The organism is Vibrio splendidus, assembly GCF_024347615.1.
GTDB lineage: Bacteria > Pseudomonadota > Gammaproteobacteria > Enterobacterales > Vibrionaceae > Vibrio > Vibrio splendidus.
In genome coordinates this window covers 1,308,958-1,331,971 of record NZ_AP025509.1, presented here as the reverse complement: position 1 = coordinate 1,331,971, position 23,014 = coordinate 1,308,958, and the positions used below count along the sequence as shown (strand labels likewise).

The 23,014-nt window shown below is 44.8% G+C and carries 24 protein-coding genes; 16 read left to right on the top strand and 8 right to left on the bottom strand.

Features of this window, described 5'->3' with window-relative positions; genetic code table 11:
* Positions 1 to 91: 91 nt before the first annotated feature.
* Both OCU90_RS23085 and OCU90_RS23080 read right to left on the bottom strand, forming a co-directional pair.
* The gene (locus OCU90_RS23085) at positions 92 to 433 is read right to left on the bottom strand and encodes an ArsR/SmtB family transcription factor (RefSeq protein ID WP_061022294.1); all 342 of its coding nucleotides are present in this window, start codon (positions 431 to 433) and stop codon (positions 92 to 94) included.
* Positions 434 to 567: 134 nt separating this feature from the next.
* Positions 568 to 1,092 carry an HPP family protein gene (locus tag OCU90_RS23080; protein ID WP_029224304.1) on the bottom strand — a complete coding sequence of 175 codons (525 nt, stop codon included), beginning with the start codon at positions 1,090 to 1,092 and terminating at the stop codon, positions 568 to 570.
* 138 nt (positions 1,093 to 1,230) lie between these two features.
* Between OCU90_RS23080 and OCU90_RS23075 the strand changes: the two genes are divergently transcribed.
* The 4 genes from OCU90_RS23075 to OCU90_RS23060 all read left to right on the top strand — a co-directional run bounded on the left by OCU90_RS23075 (position 1,231) and on the right by OCU90_RS23060 (position 4,760).
* Positions 1,231 to 1,827: a TetR/AcrR family transcriptional regulator gene (locus OCU90_RS23075; protein WP_061022292.1), complete on the top strand. Its 597-nt coding sequence runs from the start codon at positions 1,231 to 1,233 to the stop codon at positions 1,825 to 1,827.
* 78 nt (positions 1,828 to 1,905) lie between these two features.
* Positions 1,906 to 2,703, top strand: a complete 798-nt coding sequence (locus tag OCU90_RS23070; RefSeq protein ID WP_061022290.1) for a Cof-type HAD-IIB family hydrolase — start codon at positions 1,906 to 1,908, stop codon at positions 2,701 to 2,703.
* A gap of 181 nt (positions 2,704 to 2,884) precedes the next feature.
* The gene (locus tag OCU90_RS23065; RefSeq protein WP_061022287.1) at positions 2,885 to 3,532 is read left to right on the top strand and encodes a DsbA family oxidoreductase; all 648 of its coding nucleotides are present in this window, start codon (positions 2,885 to 2,887) and stop codon (positions 3,530 to 3,532) included.
* 34 nt (positions 3,533 to 3,566) lie between these two features.
* Positions 3,567 to 4,760, top strand: a complete 1,194-nt coding sequence (locus OCU90_RS23060; RefSeq protein WP_061022286.1) for a winged helix-turn-helix domain-containing protein — start codon at positions 3,567 to 3,569, stop codon at positions 4,758 to 4,760.
* A gap of 28 nt (positions 4,761 to 4,788) precedes the next feature.
* Here the strand turns inward: OCU90_RS23060 and OCU90_RS23055 are convergent, their stop codons facing one another.
* On the bottom strand, positions 4,789 to 5,646 hold the full coding sequence (locus tag OCU90_RS23055) for a LysR substrate-binding domain-containing protein (protein ID WP_061022284.1): 858 nt from the start codon (positions 5,644 to 5,646) through the stop codon (positions 4,789 to 4,791).
* A gap of 106 nt (positions 5,647 to 5,752) precedes the next feature.
* Here OCU90_RS23055 and OCU90_RS23050 point away from each other — a divergent pair, with 106 nt between their 5' ends.
* From OCU90_RS23050 to OCU90_RS23040, 3 genes are all read left to right on the top strand, one after another.
* Positions 5,753 to 6,076 carry a putative quinol monooxygenase gene (locus tag OCU90_RS23050; RefSeq protein ID WP_061022282.1) on the top strand — a complete coding sequence of 108 codons (324 nt, stop codon included), beginning with the start codon at positions 5,753 to 5,755 and terminating at the stop codon, positions 6,074 to 6,076.
* A 3-nt stretch (positions 6,077 to 6,079) separates the two neighbouring features.
* Entirely contained in the window at positions 6,080 to 7,054 is a 975-nt protein-coding gene (locus tag OCU90_RS23045; RefSeq protein ID WP_061022280.1) for a Gfo/Idh/MocA family protein, read from the top strand.
* A gap of 197 nt (positions 7,055 to 7,251) precedes the next feature.
* On the top strand, positions 7,252 to 7,590 hold the full coding sequence (locus OCU90_RS23040) for a hypothetical protein (protein ID WP_061022278.1): 339 nt from the start codon (positions 7,252 to 7,254) through the stop codon (positions 7,588 to 7,590).
* Between the two features lie 81 nt (positions 7,591 to 7,671).
* On the opposite strand, the gene OCU90_RS23035 is transcribed toward OCU90_RS23040, so the two are convergent.
* Positions 7,672 to 8,571, bottom strand: coding sequence for an AraC family transcriptional regulator (locus OCU90_RS23035; RefSeq protein ID WP_061022276.1), 900 nt, complete (start codon positions 8,569 to 8,571; stop codon positions 7,672 to 7,674).
* Between the two features lie 225 nt (positions 8,572 to 8,796).
* Entirely contained in the window at positions 8,797 to 9,561 is a 765-nt protein-coding gene (locus OCU90_RS23030) for a DeoR/GlpR family DNA-binding transcription regulator (RefSeq protein ID WP_061022274.1), read from the bottom strand.
* A 281-nt stretch (positions 9,562 to 9,842) separates the two neighbouring features.
* Here OCU90_RS23030 and ltnD point away from each other — a divergent pair, with 281 nt between their 5' ends.
* From ltnD to OCU90_RS22990, 8 genes are all read left to right on the top strand, one after another.
* Positions 9,843 to 10,757: an L-threonate dehydrogenase gene (ltnD, locus tag OCU90_RS23025; RefSeq protein WP_061022270.1), complete on the top strand. Its 915-nt coding sequence runs from the start codon at positions 9,843 to 9,845 to the stop codon at positions 10,755 to 10,757.
* A gap of 2 nt (positions 10,758 to 10,759) precedes the next feature.
* Positions 10,760 to 12,016: a 3-oxo-tetronate kinase gene (gene otnK / locus OCU90_RS23020; RefSeq protein WP_061022268.1), complete on the top strand. Its 1,257-nt coding sequence runs from the start codon at positions 10,760 to 10,762 to the stop codon at positions 12,014 to 12,016.
* Positions 12,017 to 12,027: 11 nt separating this feature from the next.
* The gene (otnC, locus tag OCU90_RS23015; RefSeq protein ID WP_206207875.1) at positions 12,028 to 12,675 is read left to right on the top strand and encodes a 3-oxo-tetronate 4-phosphate decarboxylase; all 648 of its coding nucleotides are present in this window, start codon (positions 12,028 to 12,030) and stop codon (positions 12,673 to 12,675) included.
* A complete protein-coding gene (otnI, locus tag OCU90_RS23010; RefSeq protein ID WP_061022266.1) occupies positions 12,675 to 13,451 on the top strand; it encodes a 2-oxo-tetronate isomerase in 777 nt (258 codons plus the stop codon). The genes otnC and otnI overlap by 1 nt, the downstream gene beginning before the upstream one ends.
* Positions 13,452 to 13,613: 162 nt before the next feature.
* Positions 13,614 to 15,068: a GntP family permease gene (locus OCU90_RS23005; protein WP_061022264.1), complete on the top strand. Its 1,455-nt coding sequence runs from the start codon at positions 13,614 to 13,616 to the stop codon at positions 15,066 to 15,068.
* Positions 15,069 to 15,181: 113 nt separating this feature from the next.
* On the top strand, positions 15,182 to 16,348 hold the full coding sequence (locus OCU90_RS23000; RefSeq protein ID WP_061022261.1) for a glycerate kinase: 1,167 nt from the start codon (positions 15,182 to 15,184) through the stop codon (positions 16,346 to 16,348).
* Positions 16,349 to 16,548: 200 nt separating this feature from the next.
* Entirely contained in the window at positions 16,549 to 18,000 is a 1,452-nt protein-coding gene (locus OCU90_RS22995) for a catalase (RefSeq protein ID WP_061022260.1), read from the top strand.
* Positions 18,001 to 18,302: 302 nt separating this feature from the next.
* On the top strand, positions 18,303 to 19,175 hold the full coding sequence (locus tag OCU90_RS22990; protein WP_061022258.1) for a patatin-like phospholipase family protein: 873 nt from the start codon (positions 18,303 to 18,305) through the stop codon (positions 19,173 to 19,175).
* A 120-nt stretch (positions 19,176 to 19,295) separates the two neighbouring features.
* On the opposite strand, the gene OCU90_RS22985 is transcribed toward OCU90_RS22990, so the two are convergent.
* From OCU90_RS22985 to OCU90_RS22975, 3 genes are all read right to left on the bottom strand, one after another.
* On the bottom strand, positions 19,296 to 20,288 hold the full coding sequence (locus tag OCU90_RS22985; protein WP_017081793.1) for a 2-hydroxyacid dehydrogenase: 993 nt from the start codon (positions 20,286 to 20,288) through the stop codon (positions 19,296 to 19,298).
* 223 nt (positions 20,289 to 20,511) lie between these two features.
* The gene (locus OCU90_RS22980) at positions 20,512 to 20,844 is read right to left on the bottom strand and encodes a DUF1971 domain-containing protein (RefSeq protein ID WP_009845875.1); all 333 of its coding nucleotides are present in this window, start codon (positions 20,842 to 20,844) and stop codon (positions 20,512 to 20,514) included.
* A gap of 66 nt (positions 20,845 to 20,910) precedes the next feature.
* Positions 20,911 to 21,714: a ferredoxin--NADP reductase gene (locus tag OCU90_RS22975; RefSeq protein ID WP_061022256.1), complete on the bottom strand. Its 804-nt coding sequence runs from the start codon at positions 21,712 to 21,714 to the stop codon at positions 20,911 to 20,913.
* 343 nt (positions 21,715 to 22,057) lie between these two features.
* Between OCU90_RS22975 and OCU90_RS22970 the strand changes: the two genes are divergently transcribed.
* Positions 22,058 to 23,002: an acyltransferase gene (locus OCU90_RS22970; RefSeq protein WP_017086584.1), complete on the top strand. Its 945-nt coding sequence runs from the start codon at positions 22,058 to 22,060 to the stop codon at positions 23,000 to 23,002.
* Positions 23,003 to 23,014 lie beyond the last annotated feature (12 nt).

The window sequence follows — 23,014 nt, the reverse complement described above, 5'->3', positions numbered from 1 at the left end:
CTTTGTTGATATCGTTAATCGTCGAAAAACGATATTTAAAGGCAAAAAATACGCTTAGTTTATTGTGTTCGACAAACTAAGCGTGGTTAATCTATTTTAAAATGGTGTCGATTAGCGTCTCAAATTGCTGAATATTATCTCGATTAATGCGGTAGCACATCTTCGGTGGTATCGATTCAGCAGTGATGAAACCAGAGGTTTTCAAGATTCTTAGGTGCTCTGATACTGTCGATTGCGCCAAACCTAATTCGCTAACCAAGTCACTGTTCAAACAGCCCCCCGATTTTTCTAGCGTTGAAAGGATACTCAATATACGAACTCTTGCCGGGTGAGCGAGCGCTTTGGCCAGAGCTGCCATTTGCGTTTCAGCTTCGGTATCACCATGTCCGATTGGTAGAGCACAGCCACCAGTTGTAGAGCAAGTTTCGTTCATATTGATGTTTCGCTTTCCATAATCGTTAAATGACGATTAATAGTAAGCCCATTTTATATAAGGGTCAATGTGATCTTTCAATTTGCTTCTAAATTGGATGTCAAAATCCATATTTATCATTGAAATTCAATAGACTAAGACTTGGATGAACCAAACCAGTATAACGGCCACTTTTGTTGTGAATCGCTGTTATTCAATAGCGTACTGATACCAACCAAAGCGATGCTGCCTACTAATACGGGAGTGAATAAGAACGTCCAATCCACATGTGCGGTACCTGCCAAAGCTATCACAATCGGATTGGCGCCAGCGGGTGGGTGAACCGCTCGAAAGTATTGCATTAGCATGATGGATGAGCCGACAGCGATTGCCATGGCCAAATAAGAATCCCCAAAGCCATATAACACGACTAAACCCACTGCAGCCGAAATAAAGTGACCCGCGATGACGTTTCTAGGTTGAGCTAACGGCGATGTAGGCACCGCGAACAGTAGTACGCACGTCGCACCAAATGGAGCCATTAACCACGAGAAGCCAGAGCTTTCTGCTAATAGGCACAAGGTTAAGATGCCCAGCGTACCGCCAATAAAACCTTTAATCAGTTGGCTTATGCTTGCTTTCGGAGGAAGAGCTCCACCACCAGATAGTTTACCGATCATAATCATTTCCTCTTGTTATCTCTTTTTATTGCAAGTGTACAGATCTGTACTGTTTGATTTGAATGATACAGATCTGTACACTTCTTGCAACGAGAAATTGAGCTCTACGATTTCAGAGCGATTTGAGGTTGATGAACGATGAGTAAAAAAGATTTGATTCTGGATGTAGCGGAGTCGCTATTTAATCAGTTTGGTTATACCGCTGTTGGGGTGGATATGATCCGAGACGAAGCGGCGGTTTCTAAGACATCCATGTATCGTCACTTTGGATCGAAAACCAAGCTGATTGAAGCGGTGTTAGAAAGGCGTCATCAGCGTTTCGAGTCGAGTTTAGAGGCGGAACTGTCATCAACCTCAGGATTGCAAAACCAATTGGATGCGCTGTTAGATTGGCATCTTGCGTGGTTTGAACAACCCGACTTCAAAGGCTGCATGTTCATGCACGCCTTGGCGGAATTCAAAGAGTCCGAAGATGACATTGCGATGCTCTCGCGACAGCACAAGGCTTGGCTCAAGAGTACTATTTACAAAGTAGTCAGTGGTGGCGAAGAGGTAGACGTTGCAACATTAGAATTACGCAGCGAATCAGTCATGACCTTCATTGAAGGGCTTATCGTGAGAAGTGAGTTTGGTGAGTTAGACGCGAGCTTAGATTCAAACTCAGATTTAGGCGCTGACTCAAAGAAAAAAGCCTACCGAAAAGCATTGCATTCACTGGCTACTCTAGCGATATAATCGAAGGCAGAACCGTTACACAAGATAACGAAAAATCATAATTTACACTTTAATTTTTACTTATAGGTAAGCCCTGAAATGCCACAACAGAACATCAAATTTATCGCTGCTGATATGGACGGCACTCTGCTTAATGAACACGGAAAGTTAGACCCAGAATTTTTCAACCTTTACGAGCGCTTAGAAGCTCAAGACATTATTTTTGCTGCGGCATCGGGTCGTCAGTACTACAGCTTGATGGAAACCTTTGCCCCGCTAAAAGATCGCATGATGTTCGTTGCTGAAAACGGCACATTGGTGATGCATAAAGGCCAAGAGCTTTACAGTTGCTTACTTGATACTGATGCCATCAAAGACATCATTAAAGAAGCTCGCGCGATTGAAGGTGCTCATGTGGTGCTATGTGGTAAGAAGTCTGCATACATCGAAACCAAAGATGAGCGTGCTCTAGCGGAGATCTCTAAGTACTACCATCGCCGTGAGCAAGTAGAAGATTTACTGGCGGTAGAAGACGATTTCATCAAGGTGGCTATCTGTCACTTCGACGGTTCACAAGAGCAAGTGAACCCAACTATTGATACCAAGTTTGGTGAGAACTACCAAGTGGTTGTCAGTGCGAAAATTTGGTTGGATGTGATGAACGCTGAAGCGTCAAAAGGCGCGGCGATTAAACATCTACAAAACACATTAGGTTTCACTTACGAGCAGACCATGAGCTTTGGTGATTACCTCAATGACTTAGAAATGCTTAAAGAGAGCTTCCACTCTTACGCAATGGAAAACGCGCATCCAAAGCTGAAAGAGATCGCTCGTTTTGGCGCGCCAAGTAACATCGATGCGGGTGTGTTCCAAGTACTTGAGAAGCTGCTAGCGTAACGCGGTTAAGCTCCAACAGATTTTTATTAAAGCCAGCTCGGTAACATGAGTTGGCTTTTTTGTTGGCTACAGATCCAGTTAGTTAAATTTGAACGATTGTTCAGGTTGTTGTAGTCTGAAGATAAATTGGATGCCTGCTTATACAGCGGACATGCCTTATCAATGATCATTTGGAATGACGATGAGCAAGAAACTTCAACTCGATATTATTTCTGACGTAATGTGCCCGTGGTGCGTGGTCGGTTACAAAAACTTAGAGCAAGCTATTGTTGAGCTTGGCTTAGCAGAGCAAATTGAACTTGAATGGCAGCCGTTTGAGCTCAATCCTGATATGCCGCAAGAGGGCGAAAACCTGCGTGACCACATCATGAGAAAATACGGCTCTAGCGCAGGAGAGAGTCAAAGTTCACGCGAACAGCTTGCGGTGCGTGGCCAAGCGGTTGGTTTCGATTTCAATTTCTATGACAGCATGAGAATGGTTAATTCCCGTCATCTGCATGTGCTGCTCGATTTTGCACTAGCGCACGGTAAACAGACTGAGTTAAAGCTACGCTTCTTTACCGCTCACTTCACAGAGCAAAAAGACCTGTCTGACCTTGAAGTCATTGCACAAGAACTTGAAGCGGTTGGCTTAGATTCAACGAAAGCGCTGAAACGCTTGAAGAACATCGACAACTTAAAGCAAATTGAAGCGCAAGAGTTTGAATGGCAACGCATGGGCATCTCAGCGGTTCCTACCGTGGTATTCAACCGCAAGAGTGCAGTGACAGGCGCGCAGACGGTAGAAACGTATAAGCAAATCCTTCAAGAGCTTATTGCTGAATCATAAGCCAGTCATTGGTATCAATTAGAGTCTGAATTTCATGGAATCACTTTCACTCGCTCAAGCGCAAAAAATTGTACTGCTTTCGCAAAAGTTACCGCCTAAAAAGCAACGTAATGGCGGCGCCTTGGCGAATACGCTGTCTGCGATTGAAAACCTTGGCTATGTGCAAATTGATACCATTTCCGTGATTCAGCGAGCCCACCATCATACGTTGTGGAATCGAAATCAAGACTACCAACTGAACCATCTTGATAAGCTGTTAGAGCGTCGAGAAGTGTTTGAGTATTGGTCGCATGCCGCCGCGTATTTACCCATTCGAGATTACCGCTTCAGCCTACATCGAAAGAATGGGTTTGCGAGCGGCAAGCTCAAGCATTGGTATAAAAAGGATGATGCATTGATGGCTCATGTTCTCAAACGTATTGAGAATGAAGGGCCGTTGATGGCGAAAGACTTTGAAGGGGATAGACCAAACCCCGGCGGATGGGGCGGTAAACCTGCCAAACAGGCGCTAGAAACTTTGTTTATGCAAGGTGACTTAATGGTGCCGAGCCGAGTGAACTTTCATAAGGTGTATGACCTAACCGAGCGAGTTCTACCGAGTGGAATTGATACCTCTGAGCCGACAGAACAAGAGTACATCGAGCATCTGATAACACGTTATTTAGAGGCTAACGGAGTTGGAATAGCGTCGGAAATGAGCTACCTACTCAAGAACACAAAGCCTTTGATTCAGAGAGCACTCCAACAGATGCTTGAAGATAAGCAGGTTCTGAAAGTAGATATTCAAGGCTCTGATTACTATGTCCTGCCAGGTGCTTTTGAACTGCTGAATCAACCTCTTTCCAGAACCAAGCTTAAGATACTGTCTCCGTTTGATAACCTGCTGATTCAACGAAAGCGAATGCAATCATTGTTCAACTTTGACTACCTCCTTGAATGCTATGTTCCAGAGGCCAAGCGTCAGTTTGGTTACTTTAGTTTGCCGATTCTGTGGCAAGGTAAGCTGGTGGCGCGAATGGATTGTAAGGTCGATAGGAAGACCCGTTTACTCAATATTCGTAACTTGGTTGTTGAAGACAAAGTTAAAAGTCATGAGTCATTGATTCACGCTTTGTGCGAAGAACTTAAACACTTCATGGTGTTCAACCAATGTGATGAGATGACCGTCCATAACACCACACCTTCTGATCTTGGCAAACGCTTGATGAGTCATTGGCAAACAGCCTAGCGGTCTTTGTTGTTTAGAAAGCGCTTAGTTACTCAGAAAGAGCGGCTAATAAAAACTCGACAAAAGTTCGGTTCTTTAAAGAGAGTTGCTTAGTTTTGTAGAGCAAGTGAATCGGCTTGGGTAACGGCGCCATGCCGGGCAAGATCTCCAATAGCGCGCTACGTTTAATCTCTTCTGCGACCAAGATAGTCGGTTGCAATAACACGCCTACGCCTTGAAGGGCTGCATATCGCAACACATCACCATTATTCGACATCAAGCGCACACGCTCTTTATTCGGTGTGGCGTGAGGAGCTTGGCTGCTGTAACTGAACCCAAGCGACGGGTGCTGCGCCAAGTCTTCTAATACTCTGATTTCAGCATGTTGGTTAAGGTACTCAGGAGCCGCGCAGTAACACATCTCATAATCCCCTAAGTATCTGGCGACTAAACTTGAATCGGACAGGTCGCCAATTCGCACAATCAGGTCAATGTCGGATGAATAAGGGTCGACAAGGTCATTATTCAACATCAGCTCAACGTTAATGGTTGGGTGATGTGCGAGAAATTTGGCCACGATAGGGGCGAGCACCTTGTTTCCATAGGTAACTGGGCAGTTAATTTTTACCGTGCCTTGCGGTTGATTTTCCAAGGTCTGAATCAGGTTCTCTGCATTGCTGATGTCTTCGAGAATTCGCTTACACTCACGATAGTAAAGCTGCCCTGAGTCGGTTAACGATTGCTTACGCGTGGTGCGGTGGATCAGCTGAGAGTTCAGACTGGTTTCTAAGGAATGGACATGCTTACTGATCATGGTCGCCGACAGGTTGAAGTGGTTGGCGGCGCTACGAAAGCTGCCTTGTTCCACCACGTAGACGAAGACTTTCATGCTGGTTAACTTATCCATTAAACACTCTTGGTTGATAAACAATAAACAAAACGTGAGTTTATCAATTATTAGGGGTTAATTATATTAATGGCAAACCGATAATTAACTAAAATAAGAGCGTGAAATGCCTCAAATGAACGAAACCATCTTTGTCACTGCCGAACTGAAGATCAAAACTAACATAGAGCGAGCTGCTGCGATCGAAGCCATCGAACAGTTTTGTTTAGACATGCAAAGCGAGCCGGGCTGCCTGCAAGCGATTGCAACCTATGATCAAAGTCAAAGTGATCGCGTGATCTTGCTAGAGCAATACGCAAACCGCGAGGCGATCAATCAGCACTTTGTGATGCCTCATACCAAAGCGTTTATTGAGCGTGACATTACCGAGTTGGTTCAAGCATTCGAAACGCAACGTGGACCTATCAAAGCACAAGAGCAGGAGATCTAAGACATGAAATGGGGAATCCTAGGAACTAGCTTTATCTCAGGCGTAATGGCGGATGCGATCAAAGGCGATGCTCAAAGCGAGCTGTATGCCGTTGCTGGTCGTACTGAAAAAACACTTAACGAGTTTGCTGCCCAATACCAACCAACACGAACCTTCAACAGCTATGACGCCTTGATTGAAGATGAGTCAGTCGACATCATCTACATTGCTCTGCCAAACCATGTTCATCATGAGTATGTGATTAAAGCGGCTCAAAAAGGCAAAGCGATCTTGTGTGAGAAGTCTCTGTCGGTTGATATGGAAAAAACCGAGCAAGCTCTACAAGCGGTGAAAGCATCTGGCGTGTTCTTCGCAGAAGGTTTGATGTATCTAAATCACCCGCTTATCGCTAAGCTTCATCAAGAGTTGGCAACCGGTGAGATTGGCGAAGTGCGCTCAATCCAAGGTTCCTACGTTGCGGCGATTGATCAGTTCGTTAACCCTGCGAGCAAAGGCGCCTTGTACAACCTGGGTTGTTATCCAATGTCGCTGATTCATTCTGTTGCGCAGCAGCAATTTGGCGAGAGTGTGTTCGATGATGTGCAGATCTCGGCAATCGGCCGACGTGGCCAAGATGGCAATATCTGTGAATCGTCGGCGATGATGCGTTTCAACGACCGTTTTACTGCGCAAATCCACACTGCTGAAGATCACGGCTTAAAGCATGGTTTTACGATCCTAGGTAGCAAAGGCTGCATCACGCTCGATACCAACCCATGGCTACCGACTGAAGACAACACATTCACGGTTGAGATCTATGAGACGTCGACACGCGAAGTGAAAGTCGAAGCGCAAGGCGATGGCTTCCATTATCAAGTGCGTAATATCCGCCAAGCGGTTGAGCAAGGTGACACACAACTTGCTGCGCCGATGGCGACTCATCAAGACTCTCGCGTGATCATGAAGTTACTGACTGATTGGGAACAAGCGGCGAGCTAACATCTTCGTAAATCCTATATCCGCCTCATGCTTGATTGCTTCGTCAGTGATCAAGCATGAGGCTTCTTCTCTATATTCTACTCGCCTCTTCCCAATAAATACTTTGCATTTGAAACTGCCACAGTGTCCAATATCAGGTAATACGAAACTGACCGAAAAACCTTATTTTTTAAGGTGTTAAATAGGACCTTTACCGCATGCGTAAATCAGATAAGAAAATCGAGAATCAAATCAGAGACGTGTTAACTGACGTTTGTGAAGACACGCTGAAAGGCTTCGATGGTTTTCTGTGGGTGACTCACTCGGTCAACTTCTCTTCATTCCCGCAAAGTTTGAAAATTGTCTGCGTATTCGATACCAATCAGGATAGAACGAACTTCTTAAATGGCGAAGGTCAACAGTGCGTCTCTGGGGCTATCCAACAAGCGTTCAATCAGGTTGGAATTCAACTGAAGAATATCTATAAGCACGTTAGCTTCGATACACAAGAAAATTGCGACCGTGACCATCAAGGGAAGTGGAACAAAAGGCTTTAATAACCTGTAGCGCTACTTTGAAAGCGACCTAAAGAGACGAAAGCCTACGCGAGGTAGGCTTTGTTACTGAATTTTGTTTTGTTATTTAATTGCGGTGCAGAAGCTGACGTCTGAATACTGAGTTTGTGGATCGTAGCTGTGGTAGAGCTCAAAGCAAGGACGGTCTTCGGTTTCGATACCGGACTCTATGACCTTACTCATCAGGTCATCCCACGCTTTAGCGTATTGGCTTGGCTCGGTGATTTTTTGTCGCATTACTGCATATTGCCCACCGGGAAAATCTTTTAATTCGATCCCACTTGGCACTTCAGTGTCGTCTGAAACCATCAAGCAGATGTCTGTTCGGCACTTATCTGTTGGAGTGATTTCTGGATTGTCATGATAGATAAAGATGCAACTATTACTCGCTAGTCCTTTCATTTCTGCCCATTGATAAAGACGACCGCTTGGCTCTTCATAGCCTTGTCCATAGGGGCCTGTCACTCGTACATACGCCAGTTTTGATGCTTCAAATTGTTGTGTTTTCATTGTCATACTCCATGTTGAAAGTTCGGAGTTAGTATATGAATTGCCGTCAGTTGCATCGTTTCCATTCTTGCGCAACGAGTGTCCAATCTTGCTATTTCGAGTTAGTTCGCTGAACGCTTGGTAATCTTCGCAATCGCGAAATGCACTCGGTGTTACACCGAAATGTTGTTTGAATGCCTTGGCAAAGCTCTGAGACGACGAAAAGCCATAATCCAATGCGACGTTAATAATAGGTTGTTTGGATTTGAAGAGATCATTGGCTGCAGCTTCGAGTCTCAATCGTCTGATGAAATCAGCAAGCGTCTCGCCTTGAACGGCCTTAAAAGTACGATGAAAATGGTAGGGTGAAAAGTTGGCTAACGCCGCGACTTCTGGCAGGTTCAATGGCTCGTTAAAGCGTTTTTCTAGATAACGGATAACGGGAATCAGCCGTTTGTGATAGTCAACTTTCATTGCTTTGCTCGCCTGTCTGGCCTTGTTTTGATATTAGACAGAGAGCCTAACCTATCCAAACAGAGTTGCAATATTCACAGTGTAAAGGTGAGATTGGGTACCGGAAATCACAGTATGTTTATGAGGGGGCCCAGATCGTTTAGGTGTTCTACAGAAGAAAAAGAAAACTGGTTGGGTAGATAGCCGAGCCATTAAAGGCTCGCACATCCAATTATTTGATGACCATTATGCCGGAGCGTTAATTACTTCAATACCTTTGTCATTTAACTCTTCAATTACGCTGCTTGGGAGATTGGTATCGGTAATGACACCATCAAGTGACTCCATATCAAGTGCGTGAAAGCTTGCTACTCGACCATATTTGGTGGAATCCGAGATCAAGTAATTGGTTTGGGCTGATTTTACAATCGCCTTTTTCACTAATACTTTATTTTCGTTTGGTGTCGATAAGCCTTTTAAGCTCCAAGAAGAAGAGGAAATAAACGCAATATCAATATTAATCCCTGCCAAGAACTCAGCTACTTTGCCCCCAATGCTCGATTGGTTCTCTCGATCGACTTTACCACCTGTATGATAAATCTCGCATGGTGAGTGGTTCATTAAATAAGCCGCGATTGAGAAGTCATTGGTGATGATTAACAGATCTTCACGTGTTGCTAACTGATGGGCGATTTCCAATGAGGTCGTTCCAGCATCTAAATAGACAGTGGCATCTTTTTCGATAAGTTGGGCAGCAAGCTTACCAATTTGGACCTTTTCGTTTGCTTGCTGTTCTACTTTAGCATCATGAGACAGCTCGCGATGCAAGGCTTGAGCTAATTGGACCCCTCCAGATACTGAAACGACTTTTCCAGAAGCTTCCAGCTTTACTATGTCTCGACGAATGGTCATGTGTGACACGTCGAGCTGTTCGACTAACTCAGAAATACTAATCACTTCTTGGTGTGATAACAGTGACAAAATGGTTCTCTGACGCTCTGCTGGAATCATGGTTTTCTTCTATGTTCTTGTTTTTCATAATCCTAACAACCTTTACCTTGTTTGTGAAGATCTGTGAACTTATGTTGCCTTTTTGGGCTTTAAAGTGTGATAGCTGCCTTTTACGTGAATTTGTGCTGCCTCTAAAGGGCTAAATTGAGTTCGCGTGTTAAGTTTTGTTAAGGATGTGACTTGTCACTAAGTCATCGGCAGATGCTTCACATATAATCACAAACATAAACAATAATTAACAAAATTAAAATGTACGAAATTACCAAGAAGGCATTGATATTATGAGTGAAGTTCAATCTGTCGGAGTGATCGGTTTAGGTTCAATGGGAATGGGTGCAGCGAAATCGTGTGTACGTGCTGGCCTTGATGTCTATGGTTTTGACCTAAATGCACAAGCACTAGAAGAACTGGGTTCGTTTGGTGCAAAAGCGGTATCGACGAATGCTGTCGAGTTTGCAGATCAACTTGATTCGGTATTGGTGTTGGTTGTGAACGCACAACAAGTGAACACAGTTTTGTTTAAGACTGGCCTTGCTGCGGCACTAAAGCCAAATACTCCAGTGATGGTGTCCGCAACGATCTCTGCTGAAGATGCAAAACAAATTGAAGGCCAGCTCGCTGAGCATAAGCTTGTAATGCTTGATGCTCCGGTATCTGGCGGTGCGGTGAAAGCGGAAGCTGGTGAGATGACGATCATGGCATCGGGTGCTCAAGGCACATTCGACACGCTTGCTCCTGTTCTTAATGCAACAGCTGCTAAGGTTTACAATATCGGTGAAGCGATTGGCCTTGGTGCGACAGTGAAGATTATCCACCAATTGCTTGCCGGTGTTCATATTGCTGCGGGCGCTGAAGCGATGGCACTAGCCGCACGCGCAAACATTCCGCTTGATTTGATGTACGACGTTGTTACGAATGCAGCGGGCAACTCTTGGATGTTCGAGAACCGCATGAAGCACGTAGTCGATGGTGATTACTCTCCAAAATCTATGGTCGATATCTTCGTTAAGGATTTGAACTTAGTCGCGGATACCGCTCAAGACCTGAAATTCCCACTTCCACTATCGAGTGCAGCACTGAATATGTTCGTGAGTGCGAGTAATGCTGGCTTTGGCCAAGAAGACGACAGCGCTGTGATAAAAGTATTCCAAGGTATTGATCTGCCAGGTGTAACCCCGTCAAAGGTGGAGAAGTAATTATGTTATTAGGTGTAATTGCGGACGACTTCACTGGTGCAACAGACATTGCAGGTTTCTTGGTTGAAAACGGTATGCGCACTGTTCAACTGAATGGGATTCCAACGGGAGAGTTTGACGCATCAGCAGATGCTGTGGTTATCAGCCTTAAATCTCGCTCTTGCCCAGTTGACGAAGCGGTGACGGATTCTGTTACTGCGCTTAAATGGCTTCAATCTCAAGGTTGCCAACAGTTTTACTTTAAATACTGCTCAACGTTCGACAGTACCGCTGAGGGCAATATTGGCCCTGTAACTGATGCGCTTTTGACTGAGCTTGGAGAATCTTTCACTATCGTTTGCCCTGCATTGCCAGTAAATGGTCGCACGGTTTACAACGGCCACTTGTTTGTTTTTGGTGAGCTATTAAGTGATTCAGGTATGCGTAATCACCCTGTTACACCAATGACGGATTCAAGTGTGGTTCGAATGATGGATGCACAATCAGAGGGTGTTTCTGGCTTGGTTAACTTCCAAACCATTGAACAGGGCTCTGATGCAGTCACCTCTCGTTTTAACGAACTCCAAGCTCAAGGCTGTCGCTACGCCGTGGTAGACGCATTCAATGCGCAGCACCTAGTCACGTTAGGACAGGCTGCTAAATCATTAAAGCTAATTACTGGTGGTTCAGGTTTAGCTGCGGGTATCGCTAAAAATTGGACAGAACATCTAGCTGACCAAAGTGATGCAAAACATGCAGGCAGCCCAGTAAAAGGACCAACCGTTGTGTTCTCTGGTTCTTGTTCTGTGATGACTAACCAACAAGTTGCGGTATACAAGCAGCTTGCTCCTCACTTTGCTATCGATGTGAAGGCTTGCTTAACCAATGATCAATACGCCAATGAAGTGTTCGATTGGGTAATGACCAACAGCCAAGGAGATTTTGCTCCTTTGGTTTATGCAACGGCAGACGCTGCTGAGCTTAAAGCTATTCAAGAAGAATACGGTGCACACGCTTCAAGCCATGCCGTTGAACAATTCTTTAGTCAACTCGCTATCAAACTGCAACAACATGGCGTGAAAAACTTCATTGTTGCTGGTGGTGAAACATCAGGCGTAGTGACCCAAAGCCTAGCTGTGAAAGGTTTTCATATTGGCCCTCAAATCGCACCAGGTGTGCCTTGGGTTAAATCGGTTGAAGGTAAGCTTTCTCTGGCTCTTAAGTCAGGCAATTTTGGTGACGAAAACTTCTTTGCTAAAGCGCAGTCATTCTTTTCATAAGCGAGATTCAGATGAGTAAAATTGTGATGAACGAGCAGCAGTTAAGAGAGCAAATGGTAACGCTCGCTCGTTCAATGTTCGAAAGAGGTTACGCGACAGGTGGCGCAGGTAACCTATCTATCAAATTACCAAATGGACATTTCCTAGCAACACCAACAGGTTCTTCGTTTGGTCGTCTTGTGGCTGAGGAATTGTCGGTTGTCGATATCGATGGCAACCATATATCAGGTAAGAAACCATCAAAAGAAGCCGCGTTCCACTTAGCGATTTATAGAAACAATGCAGAGTGCAATGCGATTGTGCACCTGCACTCTACATACCTAACTGCACTGTCTTGCCTTGAAGGGCTAGATCGTAACAACGCGATTAAGGCTTTCACACCGTATTTCGTGATGAGAATTGGTGAGTTACCAGTGATTCCTTACCTACGCCCCGGTGACCCACAAATCGCTGAAGAATTGGCAAAGCGAGCGGGCGACTACCGAGCATTTTTGTTGGCGAATCACGGCCCAGTAGTAACAGGCACTGACTTTGTTGATGCCGTTGATAACGCTGAAGAGCTAGAAGAGACCGCCAAATTAGCATTCTTATTGAAAGGAAATGATATCCGTTACTTAACGGACGAAGAAGTGATGGATTTAAAAGGGAGAGGCAAATAATGGCTAAGTTCGCAGCAAACTTAACGATGTTATTCACAGAAGTGCCATTTCTAGAGCGTTTTGAGAAGGCGCACCAAGCGGGTTTCAAAGCAGTTGAATACCTATTCCCTTATGCATTTGAGGCCGAAGAGCTTGCAGCAAAAATGCAGAAATTTGGTTTTGAACAAGCACTTTTTAATATGCCTCCAGGTGATTGGGACGCAGGCGAACGAGGCTTCGCAGCGATTCCTGGCCGTGAAGATGAGTTTAAAGCCAGTGTTGATACCGCACTTATGTACGCTAAAGCGCTGAATTGCAAGAAAGTTCACGCGATGTCGGGTCTACATAATGCGAATTTCACGAGACAGCAACACGTTGAAACCTTCACCTCAAACATTCGTTTTGCCGCAGATAAATTTGCTGAGCAAGACATTGAATTGATGATTGAACCGCTGAATAGCCGTGATGTTCCTAATTACTTCGTTGCTCACCAACGTGATGCTGTCGAACTGATTAAGTTGGTCGATAGGTCAAATGTGAAGCTGCAACTCGACCTTTATCACGCGCAAATCATGGATGGCGACTTAAGTACTTTGATTCGCGAAGTGGCTGCTTATACCGGCCATATTCAAATCGCTTCTGTACCAGAAAGGCACGAACCATCGGAAGGCGAGCTGAATTATCCACATTTATTTAATGTTCTAGATGATTCAGGTTACCAAGGATGGATTGGTTGTGAATACAACCCCAAAAATACAACTGAAGCTGGTTTGGAATGGGTTAAACCGTATTTATAGACGCAGCCAGCACGAGCCTTTAAGGCAGATTTGAACTCGTAAAAATAAGATAAAGCGGCCAAAACAAAAAGTCGCTGTACAACAAAGTGCAGCGGGAGGCGCACCTATGTCTCTCGTTTGCAAACCCTACACAACAAAAATAGACACAAAAAGGAATACACAATGGATGGAGCACTGATAGGCATTGTAATTGGCATTTTAGCCATGATGGGCATGATCATAAAAACAAGAATCCCAGTGGCGCTTGCTATGATTATCGCAAGCATCATCATGGGTCTGTTTGCTGGGATGGCACCCACTGAACTTATTAATGCAATCAAAGCGGGCTTTGGTGGCGTTCTTGGTGGTATTGGTTTAATTATCGCGTTTGGCGTGATTATGGGCGCATGTTTTGAGCGTTCTGGCGCTGCTGTAAGAATGGCAAAAACGTTTGTAAAGCTATGTGGTAAAGGTCGTGAAGACTTGGCACTTGGTTTCACAGGTGTACTTGTCGCTATCCCAGTATTCTGTGACTCTGCGTACATTATTTTACACTCGCTTGTTCGCGCAATTTCACGTGATACAGGTAAGTCAGCGGTAGGTTTAGGGGTGACACTGGCACTTGGCCTACTGATCACCCACGCACTTGTTCCACCAACACCGGGGCCAGTTGCTGTTGCGGGTATTCTAGGCGTTGATCTAGGTGAGTACATGATGTGGGGTTTGATGGTATCTATCCCTATGATGTTGCTTTCTATGATTTACATTCGCCGCGTGGGCAATGAATACTACCGTGTACCAAACGGTGAAACATGGATCACTAACCAAGCTGATTGGGCAAACCTAGAAAAAGTAAAAGAGACGGATGACAAAGAACTGCCAAGTAACTTCTTATCATTTGGTCCAATCCTTCTTCCAATCGCCTTTATCCTAATCAACACACTTGTTGGTCAGGGTGACAGCGCAATACACACTGTGATCTCTTTAATTGGTAATCCTGTAGTTGCAGTTGGTATTGGTGTTCTTATGGCGCTATACGGTCTTACTCGCCATATTGAGCGTAAAGACATGGTTAGCTCTATGGATGATGCTCTGTCTACTACGGGGCTAATTCTTGTAGTGACTGGTTGTGGTGGCGCAATGGGGGCCGTACTTAAAGCATCAGGTGCTGGTCCTCAAGTAGCAGAAGCGATTGCAAGCAGCGGTATTCCTCCATTATTAGTTCCGCTAGCCATCGCATCAATGCTTCGCTTAATCCAAGGTTCAGCAACGGCATCAATGATGGTGGCAGCAACGATGACACTGCCTCTAGTTGAAACGTTAGGTCTAGACCCTGTGTTCGTTGCACTAGCTTGTGCGGTAGGCCCGGTTGGCTTCTCTCATTTGAACGACTCTTACTTCCATATTATCAACCGTACCTTAGGTATTACTGAACTTGCTGACCAAATCAAAATCTGGTCTGTATCTTCAACCGTAGCATGGGCAATTGGTGCAAGTATCATAATGATTCTAAACCTAGTCTTTGGTAAAGGCGGCACGTTGATCGACCCACTGATTCCAATTGCGGTCCTAGGCGCTGTATTTGTATGGCTAAAAAGCAAAGAGAAATCACAAGTAAAGACAGCCGTTACTAACTAATACTGCTTACCTTTATATACTGCCCCTATTAAGTGATTAGCTTGCTGATCTTCAATAGGGGCATTTTTGGATCGGGCACTCATCAAACCTAATATTCTTTTGGATCTCTCAGTATGAAAATTGTTATTGCACCAGACTCGTTTAAAGAATCTTTATCGGCTGTATCGGTGGCGGCGTGTATTGAAAAGGGCTTTCGTGAAATCTTCCCTGACGCTGAATACGTGACCTTACCTTTAGCTGATGGAGGTGAAGGTACGGTAGATGTTTTGCTGCAAGGCTTGGTAGGGCAAAAGCGAACATATCAAGTTGAAGGGCCGTTGGGCGCATTGGTTCATGCTGAATGGGCGATGCTTGAGCCATCCGATAGCAACCCGAACAAAACGGCATTGATTGAAATAGCTGCTGCATCGGGTTTGGACTTGTTGAAACCAGAGCAGCGTGATCCGTTGATTGCTTCTTCATTCGGCACAGGGCAATTGATTTTGGAAGCGATAGAGCAGGGTGCTCAAACCATCATTCTTGGATTGGGTGGCAGTGCGACTAATGATGGTGGTGCGGGTATTGTTCAAGCGTTAGGTGGGACACTGTTAGATAATGCAGGGCAAGAGCTTAACCGAGGTGGTGCTGCGCTAGCGAAGTTAGCATCTATTGACCTTACAGGTCTAGATTCACGCTGTGCTGATATCGAGTTAATTGTGGCGTGCGATGTCGATAATCCGTTGTGTGGTGACAACGGTGCTAGCCACGTATTCGGCCCACAAAAAGGGGCGACACCCGAACAAGTCTTACTGCTTGATAAGGCGCTAGCGAATTCTGCTCAAATCGCTGAATCGCAAGGTTGTGTTGGTGGTGAACCCGTTCAAGAGCGTGCTGGTTATGGCGCGGCTGGTGGCACGCCGATGGGACTTGGTCTGCTATTTAATATGCAGATTAAACCGGGGATTGAGATGGTGCTTTCAGTTCTTCAAGCCGATGAAGTACTGAAAGGTGCTGACCTTGTGATTACTGGCGAAGGGCAAATGGACAACCAAACGCTACAGGGAAAAACACCTTATGGCATTGCTAAACGTGCGAGCTTACAAGGTATTCCCACCATAGGAATTGCAGGATCTTTAGGTACTGAAGTCGAAGCTTTATATGGTGAAATGAGCAGCTTGTTTGGAACGGTACGTTCTCCTCAACCACTCAATCAGGTACTGAAAGAGGCTGAAATGAATCTAACCAGAACGGCAAGAAACATAGCAGCGACGCTAAAGCTAGGAAGAAAGATACTTAGCTAATCAGTGTGTCACATCGTTGTTTCTAAGTTGGCCGATTAATAGGTTTTATAGATTATAACGATAAATACAAACGATTATATTTTATGCCATTAGAGGTCTATTCTATATCCATAGTATTTTAGGGGCTTTTGAAAGGGAGCCAGTATAAATATCAAGGTGCACTCACTATTGCTGCACCTTTGGACCTTAAGGAATAGATCATGAGTAAAAAACTAACTACAGCTGCGGGTTGTCCTGTTGCTCATAACCAGAATGTTCAAACTGCGGGTAAACGCGGTCCTCAACTTCTTCAAGATGTTTGGTTTTTAGAAAAGATGGCGCATTTTGACCGCGAAGTCATTCCAGAGCGTCGTATGCACGCGAAAGGTTCAGGCGCTTACGGCACATTTACCGTGACACACGACATCACAAAATACACCAAGGCAAAACTGTTTTCTGAAATAGGTAAAAAGACCGATCTGTTTGCACGTTTTACAACGGTTGCGGGTGAGCGTGGTGCCGCCGATGCTGAGCGTGATATCCGTGGTTTTGCATTGAAGTTTTATACCGAAGAAGGCAACTGGGATATGGTGGGTAACAACACGCCAGTATTCTTCCTTCGTGATCCTCTTAAGTTCCCAGACTTAAACCACGCGGTTAAACGTGACCCGCGCACCAATATGCGCAGCGCGAAGAACAACTGGGATTTCTGGACTTCTCTTCCGGAAGCTCTACACCAAATCACCATCGTAATGAGTGACCGTGGTATTCCTGCTACTTACCGCCATATGCATGGTTTTGGTAGCCACACGTTCAGCTTTATTAACGCAGACAACGAGCGTTTTTGGGTGAAATTCCACTTCAAATCTCAGCAAGGTATTAAAAACCTGTCTGATGCAGAAGCGGCACAAGTGATCGGTGATGATCGTGAAAGCCACCAACGTGACTTGCTAGACAGCATCGATAACCAAGACTTCCCTAAATGGACGTTGAAAGTTCAAGTGATGCCAGAAGCGGATGCAGCGAAAGTGTCTTATAACCCGTTCGATTTGACTAAGATCTGGCCTCACGCGGATTACCCATTAATTGAAGTGGGTGAGTTTGAATTGAACCGTAACCCACAAAACTTCTTCGCTGAAGTTGAGCAGTCGGCATTCAATCCTGCCAACGTGGTTCCGGGTATCAGCTTCTCACCAGACAAGATGCTGCAAGGTCGTTTGTTTGCTTATGGTGATGCGCAGCGTTACCGTTTGGGTGTTAACCATCAGCATATCCCAGTGAACGCACCTCGTTGCCCAGTACACAGCTACCACCGTGATGGTGCGATGCGTGTTGATGGTAATTTCGGTAGCACATTGGGTTATGAGCCAAACAACGAAGGTCAATGGGCAGAACAACCTGACTTTGCAGAACCAGCATTGAACTTAGATGGCGCAGCGGCACACTGGGATCACCGCGAAGATGAAGATTACTTCTCACAACCGGGTGACCTGTTCCGTCTGATGACACCAGAAAAACAAGCGATTCTGTTTGATAACACTGCTCGTAACCTAGGCGGCGTACCAAAAGAGATTCAATTGCGTCACCTAAGACACTGTTACAAAGCCGACCCAGCTTACGGTGAAGGCATTGGTAAACTGCTTGAAATCGACGTGAGCGAATTTAAGTCGTAATCAATAAACTCGTTTAAATAGTTGAAAGGCCGTTTAGTGAATCACTCAGCGGCCTTTTTTGATCATGCTGTGCATTAAGTGAAGTGTACCAGGTGAGGTGTATCCCGCGAAGTGCACTTAGGTGAGATGTATTGGTTGATAATCTATTAGGTAAGCCATGTTAGCGATGCCAATTGTTTGAAATTTAGCACCATTTGTATTGATAGTTTTTACCTATCGAATTGATAAACATATCCCATTATCTTTATAAGATGGACGGGATTATCCTACGGCTATCAGTTTATAAAGTAATAGAGTTTGAGATGAGTAAAAGCGCATTAATTGTTGAAGGTGGGGCAATGAGAGGCATCTTCGCAGCCGGAGTGTTGGACGCCTTTATGCAAGACGATTTCCGTCCCTATGATTTTGCTATTGGTGTATCTGCGGGCGTGTCGAACCTCGTTGGTTACTTATCTCAAGCGCCAAAGCGCAGTTATAACGTGATTACTACCATGGCGACCGACAAAACCTTCTTTAATCCAACTCGCTTTGCTAAAGGCGGTAACTTGGTGGACGTGAAGTGGTTGTGGGATGAGTCTAACCAACGTTACCCACTCGATTGTGGTGAACTGTTTTCAAGTATCCCTCTCATTGCTGCTGTAACAAACGTCGATACAGGCAGTGCCGATTATTACCATATCAAGCCAGAAAACCTCTCTAACGTGGTTGAGGCGACAACCGCTTTACCTATTGCTTACCGCGAAACGCCGTGCTTCTCTGGTGGTTGTTATACTGATGGTGGCGTGGCTGATTCGATTCCAGTGCGTGAAGCATACCGACGTGGTGCAAGTGACATTACGGTGATTCTTTCTCATCCTTTGAGTTACCGAATGAAGCCTCAAAAGCATCAATGGATGCTAAAAAAACTGTTAAAGAAATTCCCCAATATTGCGGAGTCGATGGCGGTACGTGCTGAAAACTATAACCAGTCTTTGGAGTTCATTCGTAACCCTCCAAAAGATGCGACCATCAAGGTGATTGCGCCGCCAGAAGCTTTCGCAGTGAAGCGTTTAACTATGGATCAAAATACTCTCAATGCAGGTTATGAGATGGGTGTTAAAGCAGGGGAAGAGCACCTTGCTATTCGAAAAGGCGTGTATGGTTTAGACACTGAAGATTGTCATTTCTGCGTCTAGGAACGGTTTTTGAATACTGGACAAACGAAAAAGCCACGCTGTTCACTTAGGAATAGCGTGGCTTTGTATTTGCAGAGCTAGTTTGTTTTTAACTCAGTCTGCTATTAACTCAATCTTCTATTAAACGAGTTCGTTGCCGCTGGTGTTTCCAGTAAAGAAGGCATCAACACTGGTGAGCGTTGTATTGGCGATGTTGAACAAAGCATCTTTAGTCAAGAAGGCTTGGTGACCAGTGAACAATACGTTGTGACAAGCGGATAGGCGACGGAATACGTCATCGACAATCACGTCGTTAGATTTGTCTTGGAAGAACAACTCTTTCTCATTGTCGTAAACATCAAGACCAAGCGCGCCGATTTTGCTTTGTTTGAGTGCTTCAATCGCAGCAGTTGAATCCAGCAGTTCACCACGACTGGTGTTGACGATCATCACGCCATCTTTCATTTTGCCAAATGCCGTCGCATCCAGTAAGTGGTAGTTCTCTTTACTCATTGGGCAATGCAGAGAAATCACGTCAGATTCTTGGTAAAGTTCGTCGAGTTCTACGTATTTAGCACCCAGTTCTTTTGCCAATGGGTTCGGGTACGGGTCGTAGCACAAGATGTTCATGCCTAAACCTTTCAGAATACGCATGGTTGCTAGACCAATTTTGCCAGAGCCGATCACACCGACGGTTTTACCGTGGAAGTTAAAGCCAACCAAACCCTCAAGAGAGAAGTTCGCATCGCGAGTACGTTGGTATGCTTTGTGTAGTTTACGGTTTAAACACATCATCATGCCGACCGTGTGTTCTGCTACCGATTCTGGTGAATAAGCAGGAACGCGAACCACTTGCAGACCAAACTCTTTGGCTGCATCTAAATCGACTTTATCAAAACCTGCACAGCGCATCGCAATCAGCTTAGTGCCGCCTTTCGCTAGAATCTCTAGCACATCTCGCGATAGGTCGTCGTTTACAAACGCACAAACGACTTCGTTGTCGTGCGCCATTTTTGCTGTTGTTGTAGTGAGTCGAAAATCGTGAAAATGGAACTCGGCGTTGAGTTCGCCTTTTGCAAGTTCAAATGATTTTTCGTCGTATGATTTTGAGCTAAAAAAAGCAATGTTGAGCATGGCTTCCTCTCTTACCTAAAATATAAATAATCCACTGATTCATTATCTGAAACGGGATTAAAACTAATAACTTTGTCCAGTGTGCTAGAGTTTTTTTGTCTTGTCTATCACCATTAGTCACTGTAATTACTATGGTTATTTGATCTTCTATCATCACTTTTTGAACATCGGAAATCACACTACGAAGTAGCTTGCTTATAAGTTCATCAATATTGAATGGTTCTTACTTTCGGGTGTTGAACATCTTCTTGGTCTCTTTCTCAGACCAGAAGTTAATGTTGAATTGTGCGTCGTCGCTAAGCTCTACTCGATGCCAATATTGAGGCGGGCTTGTGGCAAATTGCCCAGCTTCGATTGTGATTACACTTTCTGGTTCTGTCGCTTCTGCATCGGCAAAACCGTAGAAGGTGACGGTGCCTTCCATTACGCAGATCTGGCCGAATACGCCTTCTGCGGTGTTATGGTGATTAAGCAATGCAGCCGGTATGTTGTCTTTGGTGAAAAATGGCGTTGAACGTTGAATTTTCCAGTGTGACGGAATACGTAAATGACTCATATAAAACCTCTTATCTGTCTGTATTTTGAATACAAGCATTAGCTTTGATGGAATTGGTGACTGTGATTACCAGTAGTTTTCACTGCTGAATTGGCCGGGTTTTCTGCGTAAGTGCTTCTCGAAACCTAAGCTGGTTAGTGCTTCACTTGTGTCGCGAACCATTTGCGGATTGCCACAAAGGTAGAAAAAACTGCGGGTTTGATTGAAAGCGACAGACGTGGTTTGCTCAAGGTTGCCTCCAAGTAACAAGCTTGGGATTCGTCCGCGCAAAGTTCCGGTGACTGATTCTCTAGAAATAATTGGCACATATTGTAGTTTCCCTTGGAAGTGATTAACGAGTTGAGCGATACGGTCTCGATAAGTCAGGTCTTGTTCTGTTCTTACGGCATGAACCAGTACAAGGTTTTTGAATGACATTACTTTTTCGACATCTGAGCCGTTTTGCTGCTGTATCTGCATGCTTTCGAGCATTGAGATAAAAGGCCCAACGGCAGTCCCGGTTGAAAGCATCCATAGATCGTCGGCGATCTCTGGGATCTCATCTAAGGTCATAAAGCCGCTTGGGTCTTTGCCGACAAAGATGTCATCGCCTACCTTCAACTCATGAAGTTGAGGTGAAAGCTGACCGTTCTGATCCTTAATAATCAAAAACTCCAGATGTTGGTGACCTTGTTTGTGCTCTGGCGCATTCACCATTGAATAAGCCCGTCTTACGAACTCATCCTCTCTGTTAAGCAAGCCAAGTTTCGTGAATTGACCCGCCTGATAGGGAGAGACGGGAGCACTGACTTGCAGCGAGAACAGTTGATCTGTCCATTGTGTTTTATGTAAGACTTTGCCAGTTACCAAACCATGAGGAATATCTGTCATATCATCACCTTTACTTAGAGAAGTTATCTCATTAAGGATACTCAACTATTTACACTTTGGAGTTGCATGTACCATGCCATTAATGAGAATGCTTATCAATACTAACGATTCGGTGAGAATGAACTTGAATGATGTCAAATAGACTTTACACTTACTGCGTCTAAATGACATCTTTATTGTTTTTTGATGTGATTCCTTGTGATTAAGAACGATGAATTGCTCTATGGACACAGACCAAAATTGATACAGTGGTTTGACCCCCAGGGTATTCAACCAATTACTAAAGAGAATATTTTACAGATGAGTATAATGTCGGCTTTCGATCTCAATATAGCCGTGTTTTATGCTTGATAATCTTCGTATGGTCTTGAACGTATTGTTCGTGACTATCAATACCGCAATGACTGCGTTTACCGTGAGCTTCTTTGGCCTCATCAAACTGATTCTTCCAATCTCTATTGTTCAAAAGTCATGTACTCGTTTAGCGAATTTCACGTTTTGGTGTTGGGCTTCGCTTAACCTTTGGATGTTGAATGTGAATAACGATATCGAGTGGCAAGTCGAAGGGGGGGAAGATATCTCGACCAAGCAGTGGTACCTGATGATGTCGAATCACCTGAGCTGGGCGGATATCGTGATCTTGTCTTCTATCTTGAAAGACAAGATGCCGATGACTAAGTTCTTCCTCAAGCACGAACTGTTGTATGTTCCTTTTGTTGGATTGGCCTGCTGGGGCTTGGATATGCCGTTTATGAGACGTCACTCGCGTGAGTTTTTGATTCGTAACCCTGAGCGTCGTAATGATGACTTCGACGCAATCAACAAGGCATGCACTAAGTTCAAATGGGCACCAACAACATTGGTCAACTTTGTCGAAGGGACACGTGCAAATCACGAGAAGCTGGCGACAGCGAAAACACCGTATCGACATCTACTCAAGCCAAAAACCGGCGGTGTGGCGTTTGCTCTGTCTGCAATGGGCCCAATCTTAGATGGTATCGTCGATGTTACTTTAGCTTACCCAGAGAATCAGGCATCTCCGTTTGAAGACATGCTGAAAGGTAAGATGAAAAAGGTGGTCGTGCGTATTAAATTGCATCCGATGGATGAGAACGTGAACGGCAATTACTTTGAAGACAAAGCGTTTAAGCGCCGTTTCCACAGTTGGTTGAACAACACGTGGAAAGAGAAAGACGAGTATCTCGATACGGTTTATGGGGTTGATAAGGTCTGTGAGGTTGAAACGATTGATGAGGCTGATGCGGTTCACAAGAAACAAGAGCAGTAAGCTCAAACCAAA